Raw genomic sequence first — 18,503 nt, 5'->3', positions numbered from 1 at the left:
GCAGCCGGAGGTAAGTTCGTCGAGTGACCTCAAGCCGGACAGACTTCGCGCCTACCGCCCGGCCCAGGCTTGTTGCTATCCTCGCGACGCCGCCACTCGCGACTTCAGGTACCCGCACTCGGCGCAGACTCGAACGGCTAGCTCCCCTGCTCGGCTGCGAGCAGGTTGTGATCGCCAATTTGCTTCGCACTCCGACGGCGGACGTCATTGCGATCAGTTCCGTTGGCGCCGCCCAAAAAGATTGGGTGCAATCAAGGCAAGGCATTCTCGATGCCATTCACCTGGCTGACCACGTACTTCTCGCGTGGGGAACGACGGAACCGACGGGAACGGCGAGGAATCATCATCGAGATCAGGTTGAGTGGGTTTTGGACGCCGTCGCGCGATGTTCAGTTCCGGTCTGGACAGTCGGCGGAACGCCGCGGCACCCATCTCGCTGGCAGCGTTTCACCTCAAGGCATTTGCCGGGCGTAGCCTTCGATGTCGCGCTGCGCGGCTCCCTCGTGGCTTCCATCCCCGTGCGGAGCCCCGGCCAATTCAGCGCGCTCTAACTCGCAGGTGCGCGGCGTCGGGACCGCCATCCTTATACGGTTCGGTCCAGTCGATCTTCCTCGCCTCGAGCGAGGGATTCCCGCGACGGTGCGTCAGGATTAGTGCACAGTCGCGGTTTGTTGCCTGCCCCTTAGTCTCCCCCCATATGCGGCTCACCTTGTTCTGCGCCGGCAGGTCGTCTTCCAGGATTTCCACCAATCGCAGATCTGTTTGATCTGCGACATCACGCCAGAGCTGGGCTGCAAGGGGAACAGGAGTCTTTCCCGGATCGGCCACGTCGCCGATGACAAAAACCGCAATGCCATCGGGTGCGAGGCTGCGCTGCGCCCCAAGCAAGGTGCGCAACATGAATTGCTTGTACGACTCATAGGAGTGTCGGTGGTCGAGTGTCGAATCCAGTCTCTGACGCCCGGCCCCGTTGTCTCTACCTACCTCATCGATTCCCAAGAGCCAGAGGCGTATCCAGTTTGCGGCGGCATAATTGACAACCCGCAGGTAAGGCGGGGAGGTCAGGATGAGGTCCGCTGAGCCAGGCTCGATGGGGCCGGAGCCAAGAAAGTCCGCTGCATCGGTGTGACCTGCCTGACCCCGGTAACCATCGATGTCGTCGAGGTACAGTCGCCCGAGCTTGTCGCGCAACCTGTCGAAGACGTCCTGTTCGATCGTTTCGAGGTTGTTGTCCCGTATGTAATTTGCTACGTACGTCGGTGACATGCTGAACGTATTGGGCATGCTGATGCTCAAGTACTGTGACGACCCGTCGCGGCGCCACGAGCCATGCATAATGCCTGCTAGCGCACCCGCAATCATCAATTGCTTCGAGTTCCAGGCGGTGATCGGGCGACTGAGAAGGTAGTCGCGGATGAAGCAGATCTGCTGGAGTGTCCGCGGGTGATAAAGCATCGAGATGTCTGGTGAAACGGCTTCGGTTAGGTACTTCGCGGCGCCGAAGCGTCGCTGGAGGTCATCTAGGAATTCGTTTATCTCCCCCCACGAGGGCGGGTCGACCTTCGCAGCCGTCAAGACATATGCGAGTGGACTGAGATCGTTCGCGGCTGTCCGACGCCCTTCTACTCGTGCCTGCAGAGCGGTCGTCCCTCGTCCGCTGAACGGGTCCACCACCAGGTCTCCCGGTTCGGAGTACTGCTGGATGAAGTAGTGGGCCACCTTTGCGGGAAACATGCCGTGGTAAGAACACATCGAATTCATGGAGTGACCCCAGCGCGCGCTCACCCCATGCCAGAGCGTTCCAGAGGACGTAGTCCCGCCATCTATCGAGGGGGCCTCGGTGGAATCGAAGAATGCGTCATCCGTCCACTCCGTCACAGTGCTCATCGGAGATACTCCATCAAGGTGCTAGCGGCCGTCTTGAGCACGGGTTCGCGGCTTTCAGTCAAGACGTGAGCAAGGGCTGCTTGCCCTTTCGTCCAAGCTGGGCCGCGCCGGTATACTGCCGCTGCTGCCGTCCCGCCCTTCCTGAGGCCAAGATCGCGCTTGGCGCGCCGGACGTCCGCGTGCTCGCGGTAGCAGTCGGGAGGCAATCCGTCAGTTGCTGTCTCGACCCACTTGATGGGAAATCGGACGGCGTGCCCGAGACGAGCTGCGGAGACTTGTCCGTCAATCCATGCGTCGGCGGGTTGTCCGTCTGAAAAGCTCTCCTGGAGCACGCGCTCAAGGCCGGCAGCCGTGAGCCGTAGCCACGCATACGGGTTGGATGACGGCAGTACTCCGATATCCATTAGCTCGACTACGCGGGCAAACAGCCCCTCGCGCTGCATCAGACGCGATAGGCCGGTGTAGTTCCGAAGGGTCGCTGGGGAGACGCCGATGTACTTTGCGATGTCAGTTTTCAGTACGTGCTCGCTCTGATGAAGGTGCTCGACCAGTGTCGCGAGCTGACTTGGAAGGAGGTCCTGATAGATGTCCGACTGATATCGGATCTCATAGCGCTTTTCATAATCTAGGACGTAGACGGGAACTGTCGGAAACCGGGACGGATCAGCCGACCGGATCTGTTCAATTGCCCTCAGTCGCAGGGCTCCGTCGATCACCACGTATCCTCCGCTGGGGTCGGCGGCGACCTTCAGTGGTTCTGCAAGTCCAATTTGATCGATGGATGCTCGGAGTCGCTCTTCAAACGATCGCGACGAACCTGACCGCGCCAGCTCTCTACTCACCACCAGGTCATCTGGGTTGACATCGATGCGCATCATGAAATCTGTATTGCCAATGAGTCAGGCTCGGATGAGAACGACGTCGGAAATTGACTGGCTACTTCGCTGAGTCGTTCCTCAAGGCTCCCCGAAGCTCGCGAGATTGTCTTACATGCCCACGCGAGCAAAACGAGTCGGTGTGCGAGCGAACTGGGACCGAGGGCGGTTAGGGTCGACCAACCCAAGGCAACGAACAACGTCTCAAGTTCGCGCGGAGAGGGGGGATCCATGGCAACTGCTGCCATGACGCCTGCACGCTCGTTTCGAGCCACGAATCGGGCTATAACAGCGTGAAGCGCGAGGGAGATCTCACCGTCTCGGAGCGCCCTTACTTCGTTCGCGCTGACGCCCTCCAACTGTGTCGCTAGTCGGCGAACGGTTGCTGCCGAGATACCGAAGCGCCTTGCAATGGTCCCGGTCTCCTCGCCGGCGCTTCGCGCGCGGTGGATGAGAAGTGCTCGATCGACAGGACGCATTTTCAACCGCGCCACGTTCTCGACGAGAAACTGCTGAACCTTCTCATTGTCCGAGAACCGGTCATCAACGACCATGGCTGGAATCGTTTCAAGTCCAAGCATCCTGCAGGCGAGGGTTCGCCCCTGGCCCTTTATGAGCAAGAAGTCGTCACCATCACGTGCTCGACGGACAGTGATCGGCGTAAGTACGCCGAATTGGGCAATTGACCGCTGTAACTCGGCGTGGCCGTCGCGGTCCCGTTTTCGCCCCAGACCATCCTCTGGGCGGATCTTAACTACAGGCACATTCTCGATCGCGAACTGGTGTACCGACGCATCAAAGCTTCGATCGCCGTCGTCCACACTCTGGGTTTCCGTCACGTCTCTTACTTTCCTTGGCTACAGCGATTTTCGCAGAGCAGCCGCGCGAGGCGCGGACCGCCGCGCTGGCGTTCGACGGTAAGGCGACCCCTGGTCCGTCAAGGATAGTTCCACCCGCCGACAGCCCCTGCGCTTCGGCCCGGCTGCTCGAGCGGCGCGCTCCGGATGGCGCCGTTGTTGTATCACCGACTCGGCTCGCCAGGGAGGCGGGTGGGCGCCATACGGTCGCGAATCTTCTCCAAAGCTTTCTTCTCAATCTGCCGAATTCGCTCGCGCGTCACGCCATACGCTCGCCCGATGTCTTCGAGATTCGCTGGCTCGTCACCCTCAAGCCCAAAACGAAGGGTGAGAACGCCTGCCTCCCGCTCATCGAGGAGGGCGAGAACGCGATTGGTCAGTCTCGCAGCGTCGATCCGCTCCTCGATGTCTTCGAGACCGCCGTCCCACGACTGGTCCTCGCCCCTCGACTGCATCGCGTCGATGGAGCGCAGGTCTTGGGCGCGCTCAGCTCCGAGCCGGGCAGCGTCCCCTGCGCCCGCCGGGTCGGCGCCAAGGGCATCCCAAACATGAACCGGTACGCGAATGATCATCACGTCGTTTGCGCGCCACCGCTGAATGGCCTGGCGAATGTGCCACGAGACAAACGTGCTGACCTTATAACCAAGCCGATAATCCCAGCTCTGCAGGCCCCGAATCAACCCGATGCAGCCAACTTGGAATGCGTCCTGCGCCCAGTCGGAGTCAACAGACTGGGCAACTCCCTTCGACCAGTGGAACACGAGCCGAATGTTCGAAAGTACAAGCGCCTCGAACGCCGACTCGCCTCTGTCGATCAGCACACTGAGGTCGCTAATCTCGCGCCTTGTTGCCTCGGATCTGTTGAGCGTCGCGGCCCGCCCGCGTGCAAGGAGGCCGACCTCGACGTGCGCGGCATACTTTGCAGGGTCCTCGTCGTATGCGGGGATGGTAGCGACGAGATTGCCGAACCACGAGAAGTCTGGTGACTCGGATGCGGCGTCGGCCGGCTGAACCTTCGGCGTTCGCGCCCGTTTGGCAGGTTGGTGCTCGGATGGGCGTCCCAGCAGCTCGTCTATCTCGCTCTTGAGCCGGCTAGCGGTCAGCGCGGGGTTTCGACGCTCGAGATCCAGGAGAAATTCGTCGAGGCCTTCTCGGTCAGTGCGCAGTCCCCGTCCTAGCTCGGTTGCACTCTGCCGCTTGGCACCAACCTCAGGGTTTTCACTGTGTACCACGACACTCAGGGCTGATCGATCTCAAGTTCGGGAAGCTCGAATAATTCCGTGAGGGTGTAACCGCCTGAGCGGACTCGATCGGCAACGTGCGCGGTGCCTAGATTCCCTAGTTGTTCAAGCATTCGAACCGGCGTCTTCGTTGGCAGGTACCACTCCAAGAACTCGAGCACTTGTGGTGTCACAGAACCGCGGTTCCACATCGTGCCGGCAGAACCCTGCGCCGTCGCGGGGTCCAACCCCCTGCGGATCGCGAGCATGGCGGCCGCTTGAAATGCGCCGAGAGCGGTGCGAAACATGCCCTGTCGAACAAGTAGATCCAGTACATCCTTGTTAGAGACGGAAGGACCAAGCGTTACGCGGTCGCTGATCTTGTCATCCACTTCGTCGTCGTTCATGCGACGCTCACCTCCGAGCGATTCGGCGACAGTCGATCAATTGTGTACTCGCGACCGATACGCCCCGCTAGGTGATGAGAGTCCCTTTCGACGTCGTACTCGCCCGATTGTACGAACATGATCACTTGGGTCTCGAACGAGCTGACCCACTCGAGGATTGCACTGCGATGCCCTAGGTCCAGTCGGCCGAATGGAGTATCCATGACCATGGGAGCCTCATCCACTGAGCACTGCGCCAAGGCCCCGATGAATGCCATGGTGAGAATTTGGTTAGCGCCAGCCGATATGACGCTCATCGGACGACTCTCTTGGTCCGTAAGGGTCAGCTGGTAGTCGTCGGTGATTGTCACACCCGAGTACTGCTTCTCTGTCGTCAACTGGAGGAAGAGCTCCGACGTGGCGTCTTCGACCCGCTCCCGCATCGCTGCTGTGAACGCCTCAAACGACTGACCAACGACTTCGAGCGCCTCCGTAAGAGTGTGCTGCAATACCCGCTCCGTTGCGTCCACTTCCGGCTGGTCTGCAAGCCTCGTTCCGAGACGTTGGACCTCTTGCTTGAGCTTCATTCGTGTTTCATCCAGGTCAGCGATCGCGCGAGCGACACGAGACTGCTTGAACTTCAGGTCGCTCAGCGTCCGCTCGAGAACTTCTATGTCCAGGGTCTCGCCTTCGAACTGCTCCGAGATCTGACGTATCCGTTGTTCGCGCTTGTCACGCCGGAGCCGCTCCCTCCTCAAGTCCCGTTCTTGATCGTGTAGCCATTGCAGTTGATTTGGCGCTCCCGCGAACTTGCGAAGCCGATCCCGACGCGGCCGCAACTGATCAAGCGTTAGGACCGACGCGGACGCCGATCCGCCGCGCAAGCGACTCAGTTCGGTTCGCAGCTCGGCTTCATTGTGGATAGCGACCGGTTGGCCACACGCAGCACAGAACCCCGACGCAAGCTGCTCCTCGATTTGATTGGCCCTGAACTCGAGCGCGAGCCGCTCCCGCTCGAGGCCCTCGGCCTCCACGATCTCGCTCTCCACAGCCTCAAGGTCCGTGATCAGTTGCTCCGCCATCGGGAGCCACCAGAGTGCATCTGTGCGGTCGGCAATCGCCTCCTGTAGGTCCTTGATCGCGTCGTCTGCAGCATCGAGGTCGCGTTCCAGCGACTTCCGCTCGTAGTACAACTCCTTGATTTCGTCGACGTTCGCTAGCTGCGCATCGATGTTCGAGATGTCGTCCGCTAAGTCCTGCTCGGTGGCTCGCAGTTTCGCGAGGTCACGACTCATGGAATCCAGAGCGTCCGCCTTCTCGCGATAGCTTTCGCTTAGTTTCTTGTGTTGATTGCTGCGCCTCAAGACCTGCTCCATAGATGCGGTGAGTCCGCTCTCAAGGCTGTCTAGGTCCTGGCTGAGATCCTCCAGAAACGGCAATCCCAGTGCGCGCTCAACCTGCATGCGAACGAAGCTTTGAGACGCCGCTCGCTCAGCACGAAGACGCTCCTCGAATCGATTCAACATTTCGCCGTCGAAAAGGTAGAAATCCGAGATTTCCCGGCTGAGGACGCCGTTTATGATGTCCTGGATCTGCGCAGCGGGAAATGGCTGACCGCCGGCCGGGATGAGATCCACGCGTACGTTGGAGACCATGGGTCGGCCCTCGGCGTCCTCGGTGGCGACGCCCGACCGGTAGAGGCTGTAGACACTCCCGCTGTGTGAGAAGCCGAGTCTTACCGAGAAGTCGGCCTGGCCGGACCTCAGTGCATCGATGTTCACCATGCGCGCGACGTCTAGCGGCGTTCGCCCGTCTTGCTCCTTGATTTCGCCGTAAAGACACCAGACGATCGCGCGCAGCAGACTCGTCTTTCCTCGCATGTTCTCGCCCCGGAACAGGATCACCGGTGCTGCCTCATCAACACTCAGGGGAATCAGGTGGTCTTCGAAGAACGGCCCCCAATTCCTCAGCTCGAGGTCAGTCAACTGCATTGTTGGCCCTCTCGCGCCCAGCTTCCATTAGAAGCGCTCGAATCTTGCGCTGAATGTCTCGCCGGTCGCCGCCCGTGGAGCGGCCGTCCCAGGCGATGTTGAGCAGCTGCTCCCATGTGGCCTCATCGATTTTCGGATCCTCAATTGCGGACCTAGTCGCCAGAATTGCGTCCAGCGCTTCCTGTCGCGGGGACAAACGGCCCGTTCGTACCATGGTTAGCCTCCTAGTCCTCTTCCACATCTTGCATGAGCGGTCCCGCGTCGGGCCAGAGCAAGTCATCTAGATATATCGCCGGGCTCACGTTACGGGAATCCTCGGCGAACTCCTTCGCGCGAACCACCTCGCTTGGGCTAATGGCCTTGCCATCGCGACCGACGACTATGACGTCGAATAGCTGCGCGCTGTACTTTCCAGGGGATCGCCGCAGAACGCGGCCGCGTCGCTGAATATACTCGCGCGGGTTCGTGGACGACGCGAGGATGAGGGCACGATTGATCATAGGTATGTCGATTCCCTCGTCCAGGCATTTGATAGCCAGCAGCACGCCTCCGCGGTTCGAGAAGAATGAAATCGTGGCCTCGTGGTCGCCGTCATCTTGCGAGTGATACTCGAGCAAGTTAAGGCCGAGCCCTTCGAGCTCTGCTCGAACCTCCTTGAGGTGCTGGACGTCATTGCAGTAGACGAGCCATCGGTCACCTTTGCGGTAGGTCCCGCCGACGATGTCTCGGGCGATTCCGGCTTTGTGGTGGGCGCGCTTCGCGACGCGCGCTCGCTGTCGCAGTAGATGGAGTGCAAAGTCACTCAGCTTGCCATCGTTTCGGCCGATTTCTCGAGCAACTCGATCGGTGAACTCGTCCCAAGCTGTCTGCTCATCCTCTGTCAACTCGCACGTCACAAAGTCGTAGTCGTATGGCACGAGCACAGACGCCTCAAGTGCGTCTCGCAGCGTGAACTCGGGCACGAGAATTGGACCGAAGAAGGAGAAGATCGCGGTTGTCCCAACTTCGTCTCCGAACCGCTCCGGAGTCGCGCTCAGTCCCAGTCGGCCGCCGGCGTCTAGACGCTCAAGAATGCCTCGAGTGTCGCGTGCTCCGGCGCGGTGAACCTCATCACCAACGATGAGAAGGTGTTCACCAGCCTGGACCAGCTCTAGGAAGCGCGGCGATGCGGCAGTTTGATAGGTCGCGAGCACGATCCGTTGACCGAGTGCAGCGTCTGGTCTCGTGTAATCCGCGAGCCGCGAAGACCAGGATTGACGTGTGTGGCCAGCGCCCGCTGGTAGGACTGCAGCCGACGGTATAAGTGCGGCAATCTCTTGAGACCACTGTTTGTGCAGCAACTCTGACGGCACGAGCACAAGCGCCGGCTTCCCCTGAACAACCCACCGCCGAATGGCTTCCAGGGCAGTCCGGGTCTTGCCGCCACCGGTCGCGAACGCGACAATACCGCGGTGATTGGCAGCTGTCCATGAAGTCAGGACGTCCGCTTGATACTCCCGCAGCGAGATGACGTCCGGCTGAAATTCCGCACGGTGGATGGCTTCTCGTAAAGACCGGAGGATTTCCTTCAGGGGTTCGGGTGGCACGTGTTCGCGGATTATCCCGGCGGCGTCGTCGGAGGACGTAACGTTGAGGCCCCGCCTCAGGCCCTGCCAAGTTTCCTCGAACTGGTCCGCATGGCGGTCGCATCTCCGTGCTTCGGATGGGCCCATCCAATTTGGGAAGGCATCGAAGCTTTCATGATTCGCGAAGCCTGACCAGGCTGCGGCAGTTTCGTTGGCGCTTCCGTTGAATGAGACGCTGTTGCCGCGCTCGTCTGAGAAGATCCCAATCTTTTCGTGATACAAGCCCGTCCGGCCAACGGTAACGAATCGAACTTCAAGCACACCCGCATCGATTAGCGCCCTCATGCACGAGACTGCCCGGCTCTGAACCTTGGAACCATGCGTCAGCGATGCGAGGGAGCCCACCGCGACGGTCAGAGCGTCCGGGCGGTGAGTATCGGGAAGTTGCAGTATCGCCTCTGCATCGGCTTCGCTGAGGTGCGGAGAGCAGAGCAGGCGGATCCGTCCCCCTCGAGCGACAAAATCGCTGAACGCTGCTGGCGCCAATGCGAAGATCGCCGATGAGAAGTATCCCGCCGCACGGTCGTACCGACTCGAGTGCGACAGAGCGGGAACGTAGAAATCGTGCATCAGTTCGTTCGCGCTACTCGCATAGTTCTCGGCAAACTGGATGGCACGCAGATTTGCGCTCTGATTGCCCATCTGCCTCCCCCGCTGGCTGACTCTGAGGCTAGCGGAGAGTGGTACTCAGCGCAGCGACGCGACACGCGTGATTACCCAAATGAGCGGCTTGCGGCTTGCGCTGCTCTACGAAGCGTCAGGTCAAACGCTCCGTCGCCCTTTAGCAACGCGGTGATAGAGCTCCGAACGCTTGCCAGCGCGGCCTGCTGCGGAGGACCCAGGGCCGTTGACATGCGGGGGTGCGCCGCTTAAGTGCTCAAGTGACCGACGATGGCGCCGATGAGTAAGCGTTCAGCTTCGACCTCGAAGTGCACTCTCCCCAACGTGGGGCTCAGCTTCGTATGCCACTGACAACTGATTGAACGCTCACCGAACAAGAAGGTGCGCTCGCTAATTGCCGCCCTGTTTCGTCTGGTTCGGGGACTCTCGGGAGACGCTTCAACGCCCTTGGCGGCGAGTTGCTGCTGGCGCATTCGTGTATCGAGGTGAGACGCCCAAATTTCTGCTCCGAAGTCGTTGAGGACGGCCAGGTGACGAAGGAGTTCGGAGCTGTCGGCTCCACCGGAGAGCGCGTCTCGCGCGTTCGACCACGCGCCCGTTGCGAACGCCAAGTGGGGGAAGAGCCGTCCAGCGTGCACCTCGAGATCGCGCAGCGAGGCTCCCGACCGTAGAAGCTCTTCTCGCCAAGCGGATGCAGGGTTGGGGCCGGGAACCACCTGGAAGTGCACACGGCGTGCTTCACAGCGTGCGCACGAGACATCCGGTACGGGCGGCCCCCCGGGCCACGCACGGGCTTCAGTCGCCAGCACCACAGCGAACTCGGCGGGGAAAGCCGAGACGTCGAACTCGAGTCTGACGCGATTGTCTGCGTCCCCCCACATCGGTTCGTACCGAGCGAGGACGTGATCCTCGCAACACGTTGCGCGGGGATCTGCAGGCGCCAGCACTCTGGATGCAATACGCCCAGTGATCCGACGAAAGTCCCACACAGCAAGACCGGGGACGCTCGGGGGATTGGACAGTAGCTCCCCGATTGCGCGCAGAGTCTCAGGCCCCACGTGTGGCACTTCGCCACTCGTCCATCGGTCGAGCCGAGCCCAGAAGGCGAGGTCGTTGATGTGCTCTATGGACGGAACGGCCAGTTCTGGGTCCAGCAGCGTCCGAACCTGGACCGTCACCGATCGCTCGCAGATAGACGCTTGAGGTTCGCCTGCAGAATGGCCGATGTGTCTTCATCCGGCAACGTCAGAAAGCCAGCTGGCCAGTCCGAGAGGTCGCCAAACTCCGTCAACCGAAGCGCCCGCGTCACTGTTCCCTCGGTGGTTGGCTCAACAAACACGATGCCCACCCGGTTCGGGTCGATCTGCTCTTCTGCGACGCGCCGGCGTATGCGAGTGATCAAAGCCTCGCTGTGGGTTTCTACCACTACGGTGACGTCCGGCCTTGCTCGTGCGATGAAGTCGGCGAGCCGCGCTTGAACTGCTGGATGCAAGTGAAGCTCGGGTTGCTCCACCAAAAAGATCGAAGCGGCTGGCGCAACTAATAGTCCCACCACAAGCGGCAATGCCTGGCTGACTCCAACACCGACGGCGGTTAGGTCGCGTCGCGCACCCTGGAGGCTGATCTCCATACCCACGCCAAGCTTGCCTCGGTTGTTCGTTACGACGGCGTCGCCAATCTGAAGATATCCAAGCCAAGCATCCACTGCCTCTCCAAGGCTCCCCATGCCAAGCACGCCTTCTGGGCTGACGAACGGAATGCGACGTTCTCTCGACCGCGTAAGAACAGCTGCGCTGTACTCGCCGCGGGTCCCTACTGGAAGACCACGGGTGAGCTCATTCCATTGATTCCAGACGACTCGAGGCTCGTCACGTAGAGGGCCTAGGTACTGAACTCGGTCTCCAAGCTCGAGCAGGCTACGCGTCAACGATCGGAGAACCTTCAGGCTTTCGCCGAGTTCTTCCGCCAAGGCAATCTCAAGCGCCCCCCGGGGAGAGCCGCCCGGTCGACGTAGCCGCTCGTCCAGCGGCAGTACCGTCACGTGAGTCTCCGCGCGGATTGAGCTGGCAAGACGTATCGCTTCTTCGCGGGAGCCTTGATCGAGGTCGCGCCACGCATCGCGGAAGCGAGCTGAAAACCAGCCTCGATCGTAAAGTACGCCCCGGAATCGCCGCCTCGTAGCGTCATCGTCCCCTACTGCCTGGGCGAGGAGTTGCGCAAACTCGCGCGCGATGGGAACGGATTCTGCCTCTGCGATATCTCTCAGCCCAGAATGGCGCGTCTCCTCCGCAACCGCGGAAAGTATCGGATCCAGGACTTTCTGGTATCGGCTGGAGATCTCTTCCGGGGTCCGAAGCTGTACAACGGCGCGGGGCACTACGCCGCTAAAGGCGACGTAGGTTCGTAGCGCTCGCCGATCGGAGGCGAGGAGAGTCTTAATGTGAAGCGCGTCCGTCACCCCTCGAATCCCAGCCGCAAAGATTGCCTCAGTGGCATCCGACGAGCGAGCACGCTTCCGGTCGACCGTCAGCGGCTGAGCGACGCCCGCACCAGGGAAGCCAACTGCGGTCAGTTTGAGCACAGTGAGCGATGTGTCGTCTTCGCTGGGTGCCAAGTCGATGTCGACTCGGATCGACTCGGTCCCCTCATCGTCGGCCGTGTCGAACTCAATCGAAAATCGGACGGACCCCTCATCGGCCCCTTCCCTCACCAAGTCGCTCGCTTGGCCAAGGCGAACGAGCGGCCCGTTGAGGACGATTGCACCGTCGTGGTACAGGCTCTGCGCGAACATCAGCAGGGACTGCACGATCGAGGACTTGCCACTGCTATTGATTCCGGCTAGCACTGTGATCTTGCCGCCGGTTAGATCCAACTCGGCCTCGCGAAGCCCCTTGAAGTCACTAACGATCCACCGCATATCGGCCCCCTGGTCACCACTGTCAGGAACACCGTATCCGTAAGCCGAGACGACCGAGTCCAGGCGGTGACATGTGCACGCCGCGGAAACGGCCTAAGTATGAGTCAACGATGCACGCAGGCACCATAGGTGGGCGACGCCGTTTTGAGCCACTTTGCTGCAAGGGCCGGCAATGCCGAAAAATCCCTGGATAACTGGGAAAAACTATCCTACTCTGGCGCCATGCGCGGAGGTCTGGAGCGATGGAAGAGGGGTGTCGAATCCCACGGTGTTCGGCAGGCGATCTCATACGCTCTGGAGGGCACCTGCGACGCCCACCTGCGACACACGACGGGCACCGAAGCTCTCGAGGCATACAGCACGGCATCCGATTCCACCGTCTCTCGGTTCATCGTCGACAACGGCGTCATCACCACTGACGAGCTCACGGCCGGCGGTCTCCGTGTCTGGCTCACCGGGCACGACCCGGCCACGGGCGAGGAGCGAGGCCACCAGAGGCTGAGCCCTGACGCCGATCTGCTGCTCGACGGGACGCTCAATCACCCGAAGTCGTACAGCATCGCCGCTCTGTTACATCCCGAACTCGCCACCGAGTTCGAAGCGCTCCAGGATCGGCTGCGCGAGCGCATCCTCCTCACGTGGCAGACCGAGCTCAACGCGCGACGCGGCCACGGCGGCCTCATCCGCGAGGAGGTCACGCGTATCGAGGTCGTCGAGCTGCAGCACCGCCGATCCCGGGCGCTCGACCCGCACATCCACCGCCACCTATGGCTGAACATCAAGGTGCTCGGCGCGGACGGCAAGTGGTCGAACCTCGACTCGCGCGTGGCGATGAAGCTGCACACCGTCGTTAACGCCGAGGGCGAACTCGCCGCCCGGACAGACCCCGTGTGGATCGCTGCGCTCGCGCGCTACGGGTACACACTGGACGACGCGGGGGAGATCACCGAACTCGCCGGTGCCGTCCGCCCGCTCTCGCGTCGGTCGGCGCAGATCGAGGCGAACCGCGCCCGTCTGATCGCGGAGTGGTCGGCGGCGCATGGGGGATCGGCGCCAAGCGTCGACGTGCTCCATCAGATCGACCGGCGGGCGTGGGCGGTAGCGCGACCGAACAAGCCGGCCGACCTTGACGAAATGTCGTGGGAGTCGCGCGTCCGCGACGAGATTGCAGCCATCGATCCGAGCCTGATTACCGCGCGTGCACCGCTTGCAGTCGCTGCGACAGACCTGCACGCCCTCGATTTGGATCTGCTCGCTGCTGCGGCGATCGTCGATGCGGACGAACGGTCCACATCATGTGGCGGGCGGTTCAGCACCTTCGACATCCGCGCCGGCGCAACTCGCGCGCTCTCTCGCACCGGCATTGTTGCGCCGCGCGATCAGCTCGACGGCGTGATCGTAGAGATCACGACGCGCGCGGCGAAGGCTGTCTATCGGCTCGTTGCGGAGGTTTCCCCCGCGCACGTGAAGGCCTTCATGGCTACCGAAACGGTGCGGGCCAAGGTGCGCCTCGCCGGACGCCTTGACGTGCTCGCCCGGTCCGGGCGCTCGCTCCTGCCGAACGAGTTGCATCGCTTCGCGTCGAACGAGGACACCTCGGCACTCGATGCTTCGCAGAACGTCGCCGCGTGCGCGATCGCCGGCACCGACGGGCTCGTGACGGTCGCCGGCCCCGCTGGCACAGGCAAGACGACGATGTTGCGTGTTGCGTTCGCAGCGCTGGGGGCGCAACGGCGGCGGATGCTCGTCGTCGCTCCGACCCGGAAAGCGGCATCGGTGGCGTCTCGCGAGGTTGGGGCTGCGGCATCCAGCATTCATGCACTGCTCGCCGACCACGGGTACCGATGGGGTGCCGATCAGTCCGGTGCGAAGATGTGGACACGACTGAGCGTGGGGGAGATCGACCCCAGCACGGGTGTCGCATATGGCGGGCCGGCGCAGTACGCGCTGCGTCCTCGCGATCGGATAGTGGTCGATGAGGCCGGCATGGTCGATCTGCAGACGGCGAACGTCCTCGCCGACCTCGGGATCGAACAGGGCGTCGGGCTCGCGTTCGTCGGTGACCCGCATCAGGCGTTACCGGTCGGGCATGCCGGTGCGATGGGTTCAGCGATTCGGCATGCGAATGCAGCGGTCGAGCTGGATACGGTGCATCGGTTCCGCGATCCCGAGTACGCGGCTCTCACGCTGCGGCTACGCAACACGAGCGACCGCGAGCATGGGCTGGCGGTCGCTGGTGAGCTGGCGGAACGCGGTCACGTCGTACGGGTTAAGCATCATGATGCAGCCCGAGAGCGGATGATCGACGCCTACTTCGAGTGGCACGTGCGTGGCAGGCGGGTGACGTTGGTTTGCGGTACCAACGCTGAGGCTGATGCCATCAACGACGCGATCCAGCAGCGGCGAGTCGATGACGGCGAGCTGGATCCCGGCGTGGTCGCGTGGGGAACGGGGGAGCAGCGCATCCTCGTCGGCGACACCGTCCAAACCCGCCGCAACGACCGCCTCACGGGCGTCGAGAACCGTGCGCAATGGATCGTGCGCGGCATCCGCGACGAGTTCGTCGATCTTGTGTCGGTTGGCGACAGCGGCGAGTTCCGGCGAGTGTCGACCGAGTACGCGCGGGAGCACCTGCAGCTCGCATACGCCTCCACGGTGCACGGAGTGCAGGGCGACACCGCCGATGCATCCGTGGTCGGGCCGGATGTGGACGCGGCGGGACTGTACGTGGGCCTCACTCGCGGGCGGGTGCACAACGTCGCGATCGTGGTCGCGTGGACGGATGCGGCCGCGCGCGAGTGCCTCGCCGAGTCGATGCAGCGCGGCACACCCGAGCTGACGATGCAGGATGCCGTGCGCGCGGCTCAGGCGGAGATGCGCCGCGCGGCGCGGAATCGCGAGGCCGCGATGGCGACGGATCCAGTTGTCGGGGCGCCGAATCCGGGACGTGGGATGGGGATGTAGCTGCGTTCGATTCGCGGCGCGCTCAGCGGGCAAGCGCTCGTGCGTGCTAACCGGGTGGGGTGGGATGGCGACATCAGTTCCTTCGCGACAGCTCGTCGCCTGTTCTCATGGAGGACCGGCTTGCGGGCGGTCGGTCGGTGTCGACTGTCTTGCGTCTAGAGAGTTTCGAAACCATCCGAGAGAGTTCGCACAGCGCTGATGAACTCAGGTAACCCGATTCGCCGGTGGCCGCCCTGCAAACCTTGGCCGGTGAAGCCGAGCTCCGCCGGACGCACGATCCGCCCGTCGGCCGGGACGAAGCGAGGCACGGTCCGGTTTACCCACGGCCATCGCCTTGCCTCCTCTTCGGGCCGACCGCCGCGTTCGATGATGAAGCGCGGATCGTTCCTAGGCTCATCGATCACCTCGACAATTGCGTAGCAAGCGTGAACCTCCTTGGCATAAATCAGGACCAGATCCCCCGGCGCAAACGATGGGCGACGGTTTGCGGCGCTGGAGAACCAGAATTCACCTCTCCACTGCTCATAATCCGGTACGCCGTACTGCGCCTTTACCCAGAGGTTGGTCTGGCGAGCGTCACCAATAAGCGCGGCAAGCAGCGTCAACTCTTTCTCGCTTGAGTCGGAGGCCCGGGCTATCTCCAGGGCCAGGCCCCGAGGTAGCGCTCGCGCATCCGCGTCCACCTTCGCGAGGTCGACGAGCGACACATGGACTGAAGCGCGCCACCACTCCTCCAGCTGCGTGGTGGCTTCCTCGGCTCCGCCCGCGTCGAGGCGATGCGACAGCTCGAGGTTTGGCTTGGTCGAAGCGCCCAATCCTGCACCGGTCAGATTCGCAGATCCCACTATCCCGAACGTGCTGTCCACGAGATACACCTTCGCGTGAAGGCGCGAGGCACTCCTGATCTCGACTCCAGCGTGCAGGAGCGCTCGCATACCGTCAGTCGAAAGGTATCCGCCGGCAACCGCACCGGGGTCCAGCTGAACGAGAAGGCGCCAATCCGCAGCCGACTGGCTCGCGACCCGGGCGAGCCGCTTGGCGATGCTTATCGAAAGAAATGGGCTGGCGAGCCACACGACTTCCTTGGCTGTCTGCACCGCCGTCATGAGCTCCGGCTCGGCGGTGGTTACGAGGGTGGGCACGTGGACAACGTATCGCTGATCCAGCACCCAACACCGAACGGCGGCGATGAAGGATTGGTCATCGATCGCGATCGTCCTTGGTTCCGTGGATGATGAGGAAGGTCAACATTAGGCTCGCGAGTTCGATCCAGTCGCCGGGTGTCAGAGGTGTCATAGCCGTTGTACGCCGCGAGAAACTCAACGGGACACCCTCTAGCTCAGAAGCCCGACACGGGGGTTGCCGCGCAATTGAGCGACCGGCTCTCGGGCACGGCCTCAGCTGGCGTCACGGTGCAGAATTCACCGTAACGGTCACCCAAAGAGCAGTCGAACGGGGATGTCGGTGGACACCGCGGCGATTGGTTGCAGTGCCCACGGCCGCTGCTTCACGATGCTGCAGCGATTGGTGAGTTGACGGCGGCGCAAGCTGTTACACATAGCGAATGAAGAAGATGTTCCTCCTCGGCGCGGGCGCGTCAATCGACGCCGGACTGTGGTCGAGTGTTCAACTCACGAAGGTGATCGCTAGCCGACTCCAGCAAGGTTCCGCACGAGGTGCTGTTGCCCAACTGCTGCATGCTGTTGTCGGCGCAATGATCCAGCACGAGTCAGGTAACGGAGGGGATGCATTCGAGACTCCCGACGTCGAGAACGTGTTCGCGGCGGTAAGAACTCTCAAGCAGCGTGACGACTCTGATTTGTCAGCCTTTGTGCAGAGCTGGAGTCGCAGCCTCGATGCCGCCACCGGCCCGTCCGGGCTCCGCCACTCATGGGGGCGCGACTTTCGCGAAGCACTGAACGGTGAAAGGGCCGGTGACAGTGAGTTGCAATCGAGTTTCGAGCAGGGAGTCCTCGCGCTGACAGAGCTGCGGGCGTGGGAGCTTTTTCACGATCTGGAACGACAGATGCTGCGCGCATTGGTTGAGGTCCTTCAGGTCGACGAGGCGAAGGTGGCATACCTCGAGCCGATGATCTGCGCCGACGACTTGCACGCGGTCGCAACGCTCAACTACGACCTATCTGTCGAGACGGCAAGCCGGCGAGCCCAGTTGTCGATTGACACGGGGCTCGACAACTGGACTGGCGGTGGGCCGACGACGTAGATGTGCGCCTGCTAAAGCTGCATGGCTCGTTGGACTACGAGCTGCACCCGGCGCGTGAGAAAGGGAAGCGGATGCCGGGCGACGCACTCATCAAGCTTCGCAACGAAATCGGTGCCAACCCTGCCATGGTCTTCGGCGCAAATTCGAAGCTGCGTTCTGACGGGCCCTTTCTAGCGATGTTGGTAGAGCTCGACAGTCTCCTCGCCCACACCGAATGGCTGACGATCGTCGGCTACTCATTCCGAGATGCACACATCAATCGAGCTTTGACCAGGTGGATGAATGGAGACGCAGCCAAGCGGCTGTCGGTGATTGACCCTGAGGTCGAAGAGTGGATGGCGAGCGACGGTCGCGGCCCGAGCTACTTCAAGAAGCTGTGGAATGGCGCCAAGGGAGAAGGCACGGAATTCGGCAGACCAGCGCTGTGGCAGGGCATCGAGTTCAACGCGTTGCCGGCATTCGCGAAGGACGGGATCAGGTCCCTTCACGCGTGAAGCCGGTGCGTGCGTCGCGGCGACTTCCTGATCGCAACCGCCACTCGGCCGTCGGGTAGTGAGACGCGGTGCAAACTCGCCTTGAGCGTTGAAACGCTCACCCTTCGATGCCACTCGAATAGCGTCTGAACCTATGAGCACCGTGTACCTAGACGAGTCGGGGACGCACGCGAATTCATCCGGCCTCCTTGGTGGCGGGGTCGGCACACCCGACGCTTCAATGCTGGAGCAGCAGATCGTTGCTCACGCGGATGTTGTAGCGGACAACATCTATTGGGGTGATCCCACTAAACGGAACTCCTTCGCCGAGCGCGGGTTTCACCATACAGACGACACTGAGGTCGTCCTTGTCGGCGCGTCGCAGTGGTTGCGTCCGGCATGGTGGTGTACGAACCCCCCGGTGACCGTGTCGCTGCGGACGTAGCGACGGTCACCGCGTGAT

Annotated in this window: 13 protein-coding genes; 4 read left to right on the top strand and 9 right to left on the bottom strand. The window is 62.0% G+C overall.

What is annotated here, in order from left to right:
- Positions 1–23: 23 nt before the first annotated feature.
- The gene (locus tag ACPW96_RS14175; protein ID WP_425883862.1) at positions 24–551 is read left to right on the top strand and encodes a DUF1643 domain-containing protein; all 528 of its coding nucleotides are present in this window, start codon (positions 24–26) and stop codon (positions 549–551) included.
- On the opposite strand, the gene ACPW96_RS14170 is transcribed toward ACPW96_RS14175, so the two are convergent.
- From ACPW96_RS14170 to ACPW96_RS14135, 8 genes are all read right to left on the bottom strand, one after another.
- A complete protein-coding gene (locus tag ACPW96_RS14170) occupies positions 538–1,887 on the bottom strand; it encodes a DNA methyltransferase (protein ID WP_425883861.1) in 1,350 nt (449 codons plus the stop codon). The genes ACPW96_RS14175 and ACPW96_RS14170 overlap by 14 nt on opposite strands.
- Positions 1,884–2,765: a ParB/RepB/Spo0J family partition protein gene (locus ACPW96_RS14165; protein ID WP_425883859.1), complete on the bottom strand. Its 882-nt coding sequence runs from the start codon at positions 2,763–2,765 to the stop codon at positions 1,884–1,886. The genes ACPW96_RS14170 and ACPW96_RS14165 overlap by 4 nt, the downstream gene beginning before the upstream one ends.
- Positions 2,762–3,601, bottom strand: coding sequence for a ParB/RepB/Spo0J family partition protein (locus ACPW96_RS14160; protein WP_425883857.1), 840 nt, complete (start codon positions 3,599–3,601; stop codon positions 2,762–2,764). Before ACPW96_RS14160 ends, ACPW96_RS14165 begins: the two co-directional genes overlap by 4 nt.
- Positions 3,602–3,783: 182 nt before the next feature.
- Positions 3,784–4,851 carry a sigma-70 family RNA polymerase sigma factor gene (locus ACPW96_RS14155; protein WP_425883856.1) on the bottom strand — a complete coding sequence of 356 codons (1,068 nt, stop codon included), beginning with the start codon at positions 4,849–4,851 and terminating at the stop codon, positions 3,784–3,786.
- Positions 4,852–4,856: 5 nt separating this feature from the next.
- Positions 4,857–5,246, bottom strand: coding sequence for a hypothetical protein (locus ACPW96_RS14150; protein ID WP_425883854.1), 390 nt, complete (start codon positions 5,244–5,246; stop codon positions 4,857–4,859).
- On the bottom strand, positions 5,243–7,216 hold the full coding sequence (locus tag ACPW96_RS14145; protein WP_425883852.1) for an AAA family ATPase: 1,974 nt from the start codon (positions 7,214–7,216) through the stop codon (positions 5,243–5,245). Before ACPW96_RS14145 ends, ACPW96_RS14150 begins: the two co-directional genes overlap by 4 nt.
- A 224-nt stretch (positions 7,217–7,440) precedes the next feature.
- A complete protein-coding gene (locus ACPW96_RS14140) occupies positions 7,441–9,483 on the bottom strand; it encodes a DEAD/DEAH box helicase family protein (protein ID WP_425883851.1) in 2,043 nt (680 codons plus the stop codon).
- Between the two features lie 1,153 nt (positions 9,484–10,636).
- Positions 10,637–12,379: an AAA family ATPase gene (locus tag ACPW96_RS14135; protein ID WP_425883849.1), complete on the bottom strand. Its 1,743-nt coding sequence runs from the start codon at positions 12,377–12,379 to the stop codon at positions 10,637–10,639.
- 222 nt (positions 12,380–12,601) lie between these two features.
- Here ACPW96_RS14135 and ACPW96_RS14130 point away from each other — a divergent pair, with 222 nt between their 5' ends.
- Entirely contained in the window at positions 12,602–15,343 is a 2,742-nt protein-coding gene (locus ACPW96_RS14130; RefSeq protein ID WP_425883848.1) for an AAA family ATPase, read from the top strand.
- Positions 15,344–15,498: 155 nt separating this feature from the next.
- On the opposite strand, the gene ACPW96_RS14125 is transcribed toward ACPW96_RS14130, so the two are convergent.
- Entirely contained in the window at positions 15,499–16,485 is a 987-nt protein-coding gene (locus tag ACPW96_RS14125; protein WP_425883847.1) for a phospholipase D-like domain-containing protein, read from the bottom strand.
- Between the two features lie 422 nt (positions 16,486–16,907).
- On the opposite strand from ACPW96_RS14125, the gene ACPW96_RS14120 reads away from it, so the two are divergent.
- Both ACPW96_RS14120 and ACPW96_RS14115 read left to right on the top strand, forming a co-directional pair.
- Complete coding sequence (locus tag ACPW96_RS14120) at positions 16,908–17,567, top strand: hypothetical protein (RefSeq protein ID WP_425883845.1); 660 nt, start codon at positions 16,908–16,910, stop codon at positions 17,565–17,567.
- A gap of 29 nt (positions 17,568–17,596) precedes the next feature.
- Positions 17,597–18,061: a hypothetical protein gene (locus tag ACPW96_RS14115; RefSeq protein WP_425883843.1), complete on the top strand. Its 465-nt coding sequence runs from the start codon at positions 17,597–17,599 to the stop codon at positions 18,059–18,061.
- Positions 18,062–18,503: the final 442 nt, after the last annotated feature.

Source organism: Micromonospora sp. DT81.3, from assembly GCF_049847225.1.
In the GTDB taxonomy this organism is placed as follows: domain Bacteria; phylum Actinomycetota; class Actinomycetes; order Actinomycetales; family Microbacteriaceae; genus Microbacterium.
The sequence above is the reverse complement of the archived record's forward strand: the minus strand, read 5'-3'. Positions and strand labels throughout refer to the sequence as shown.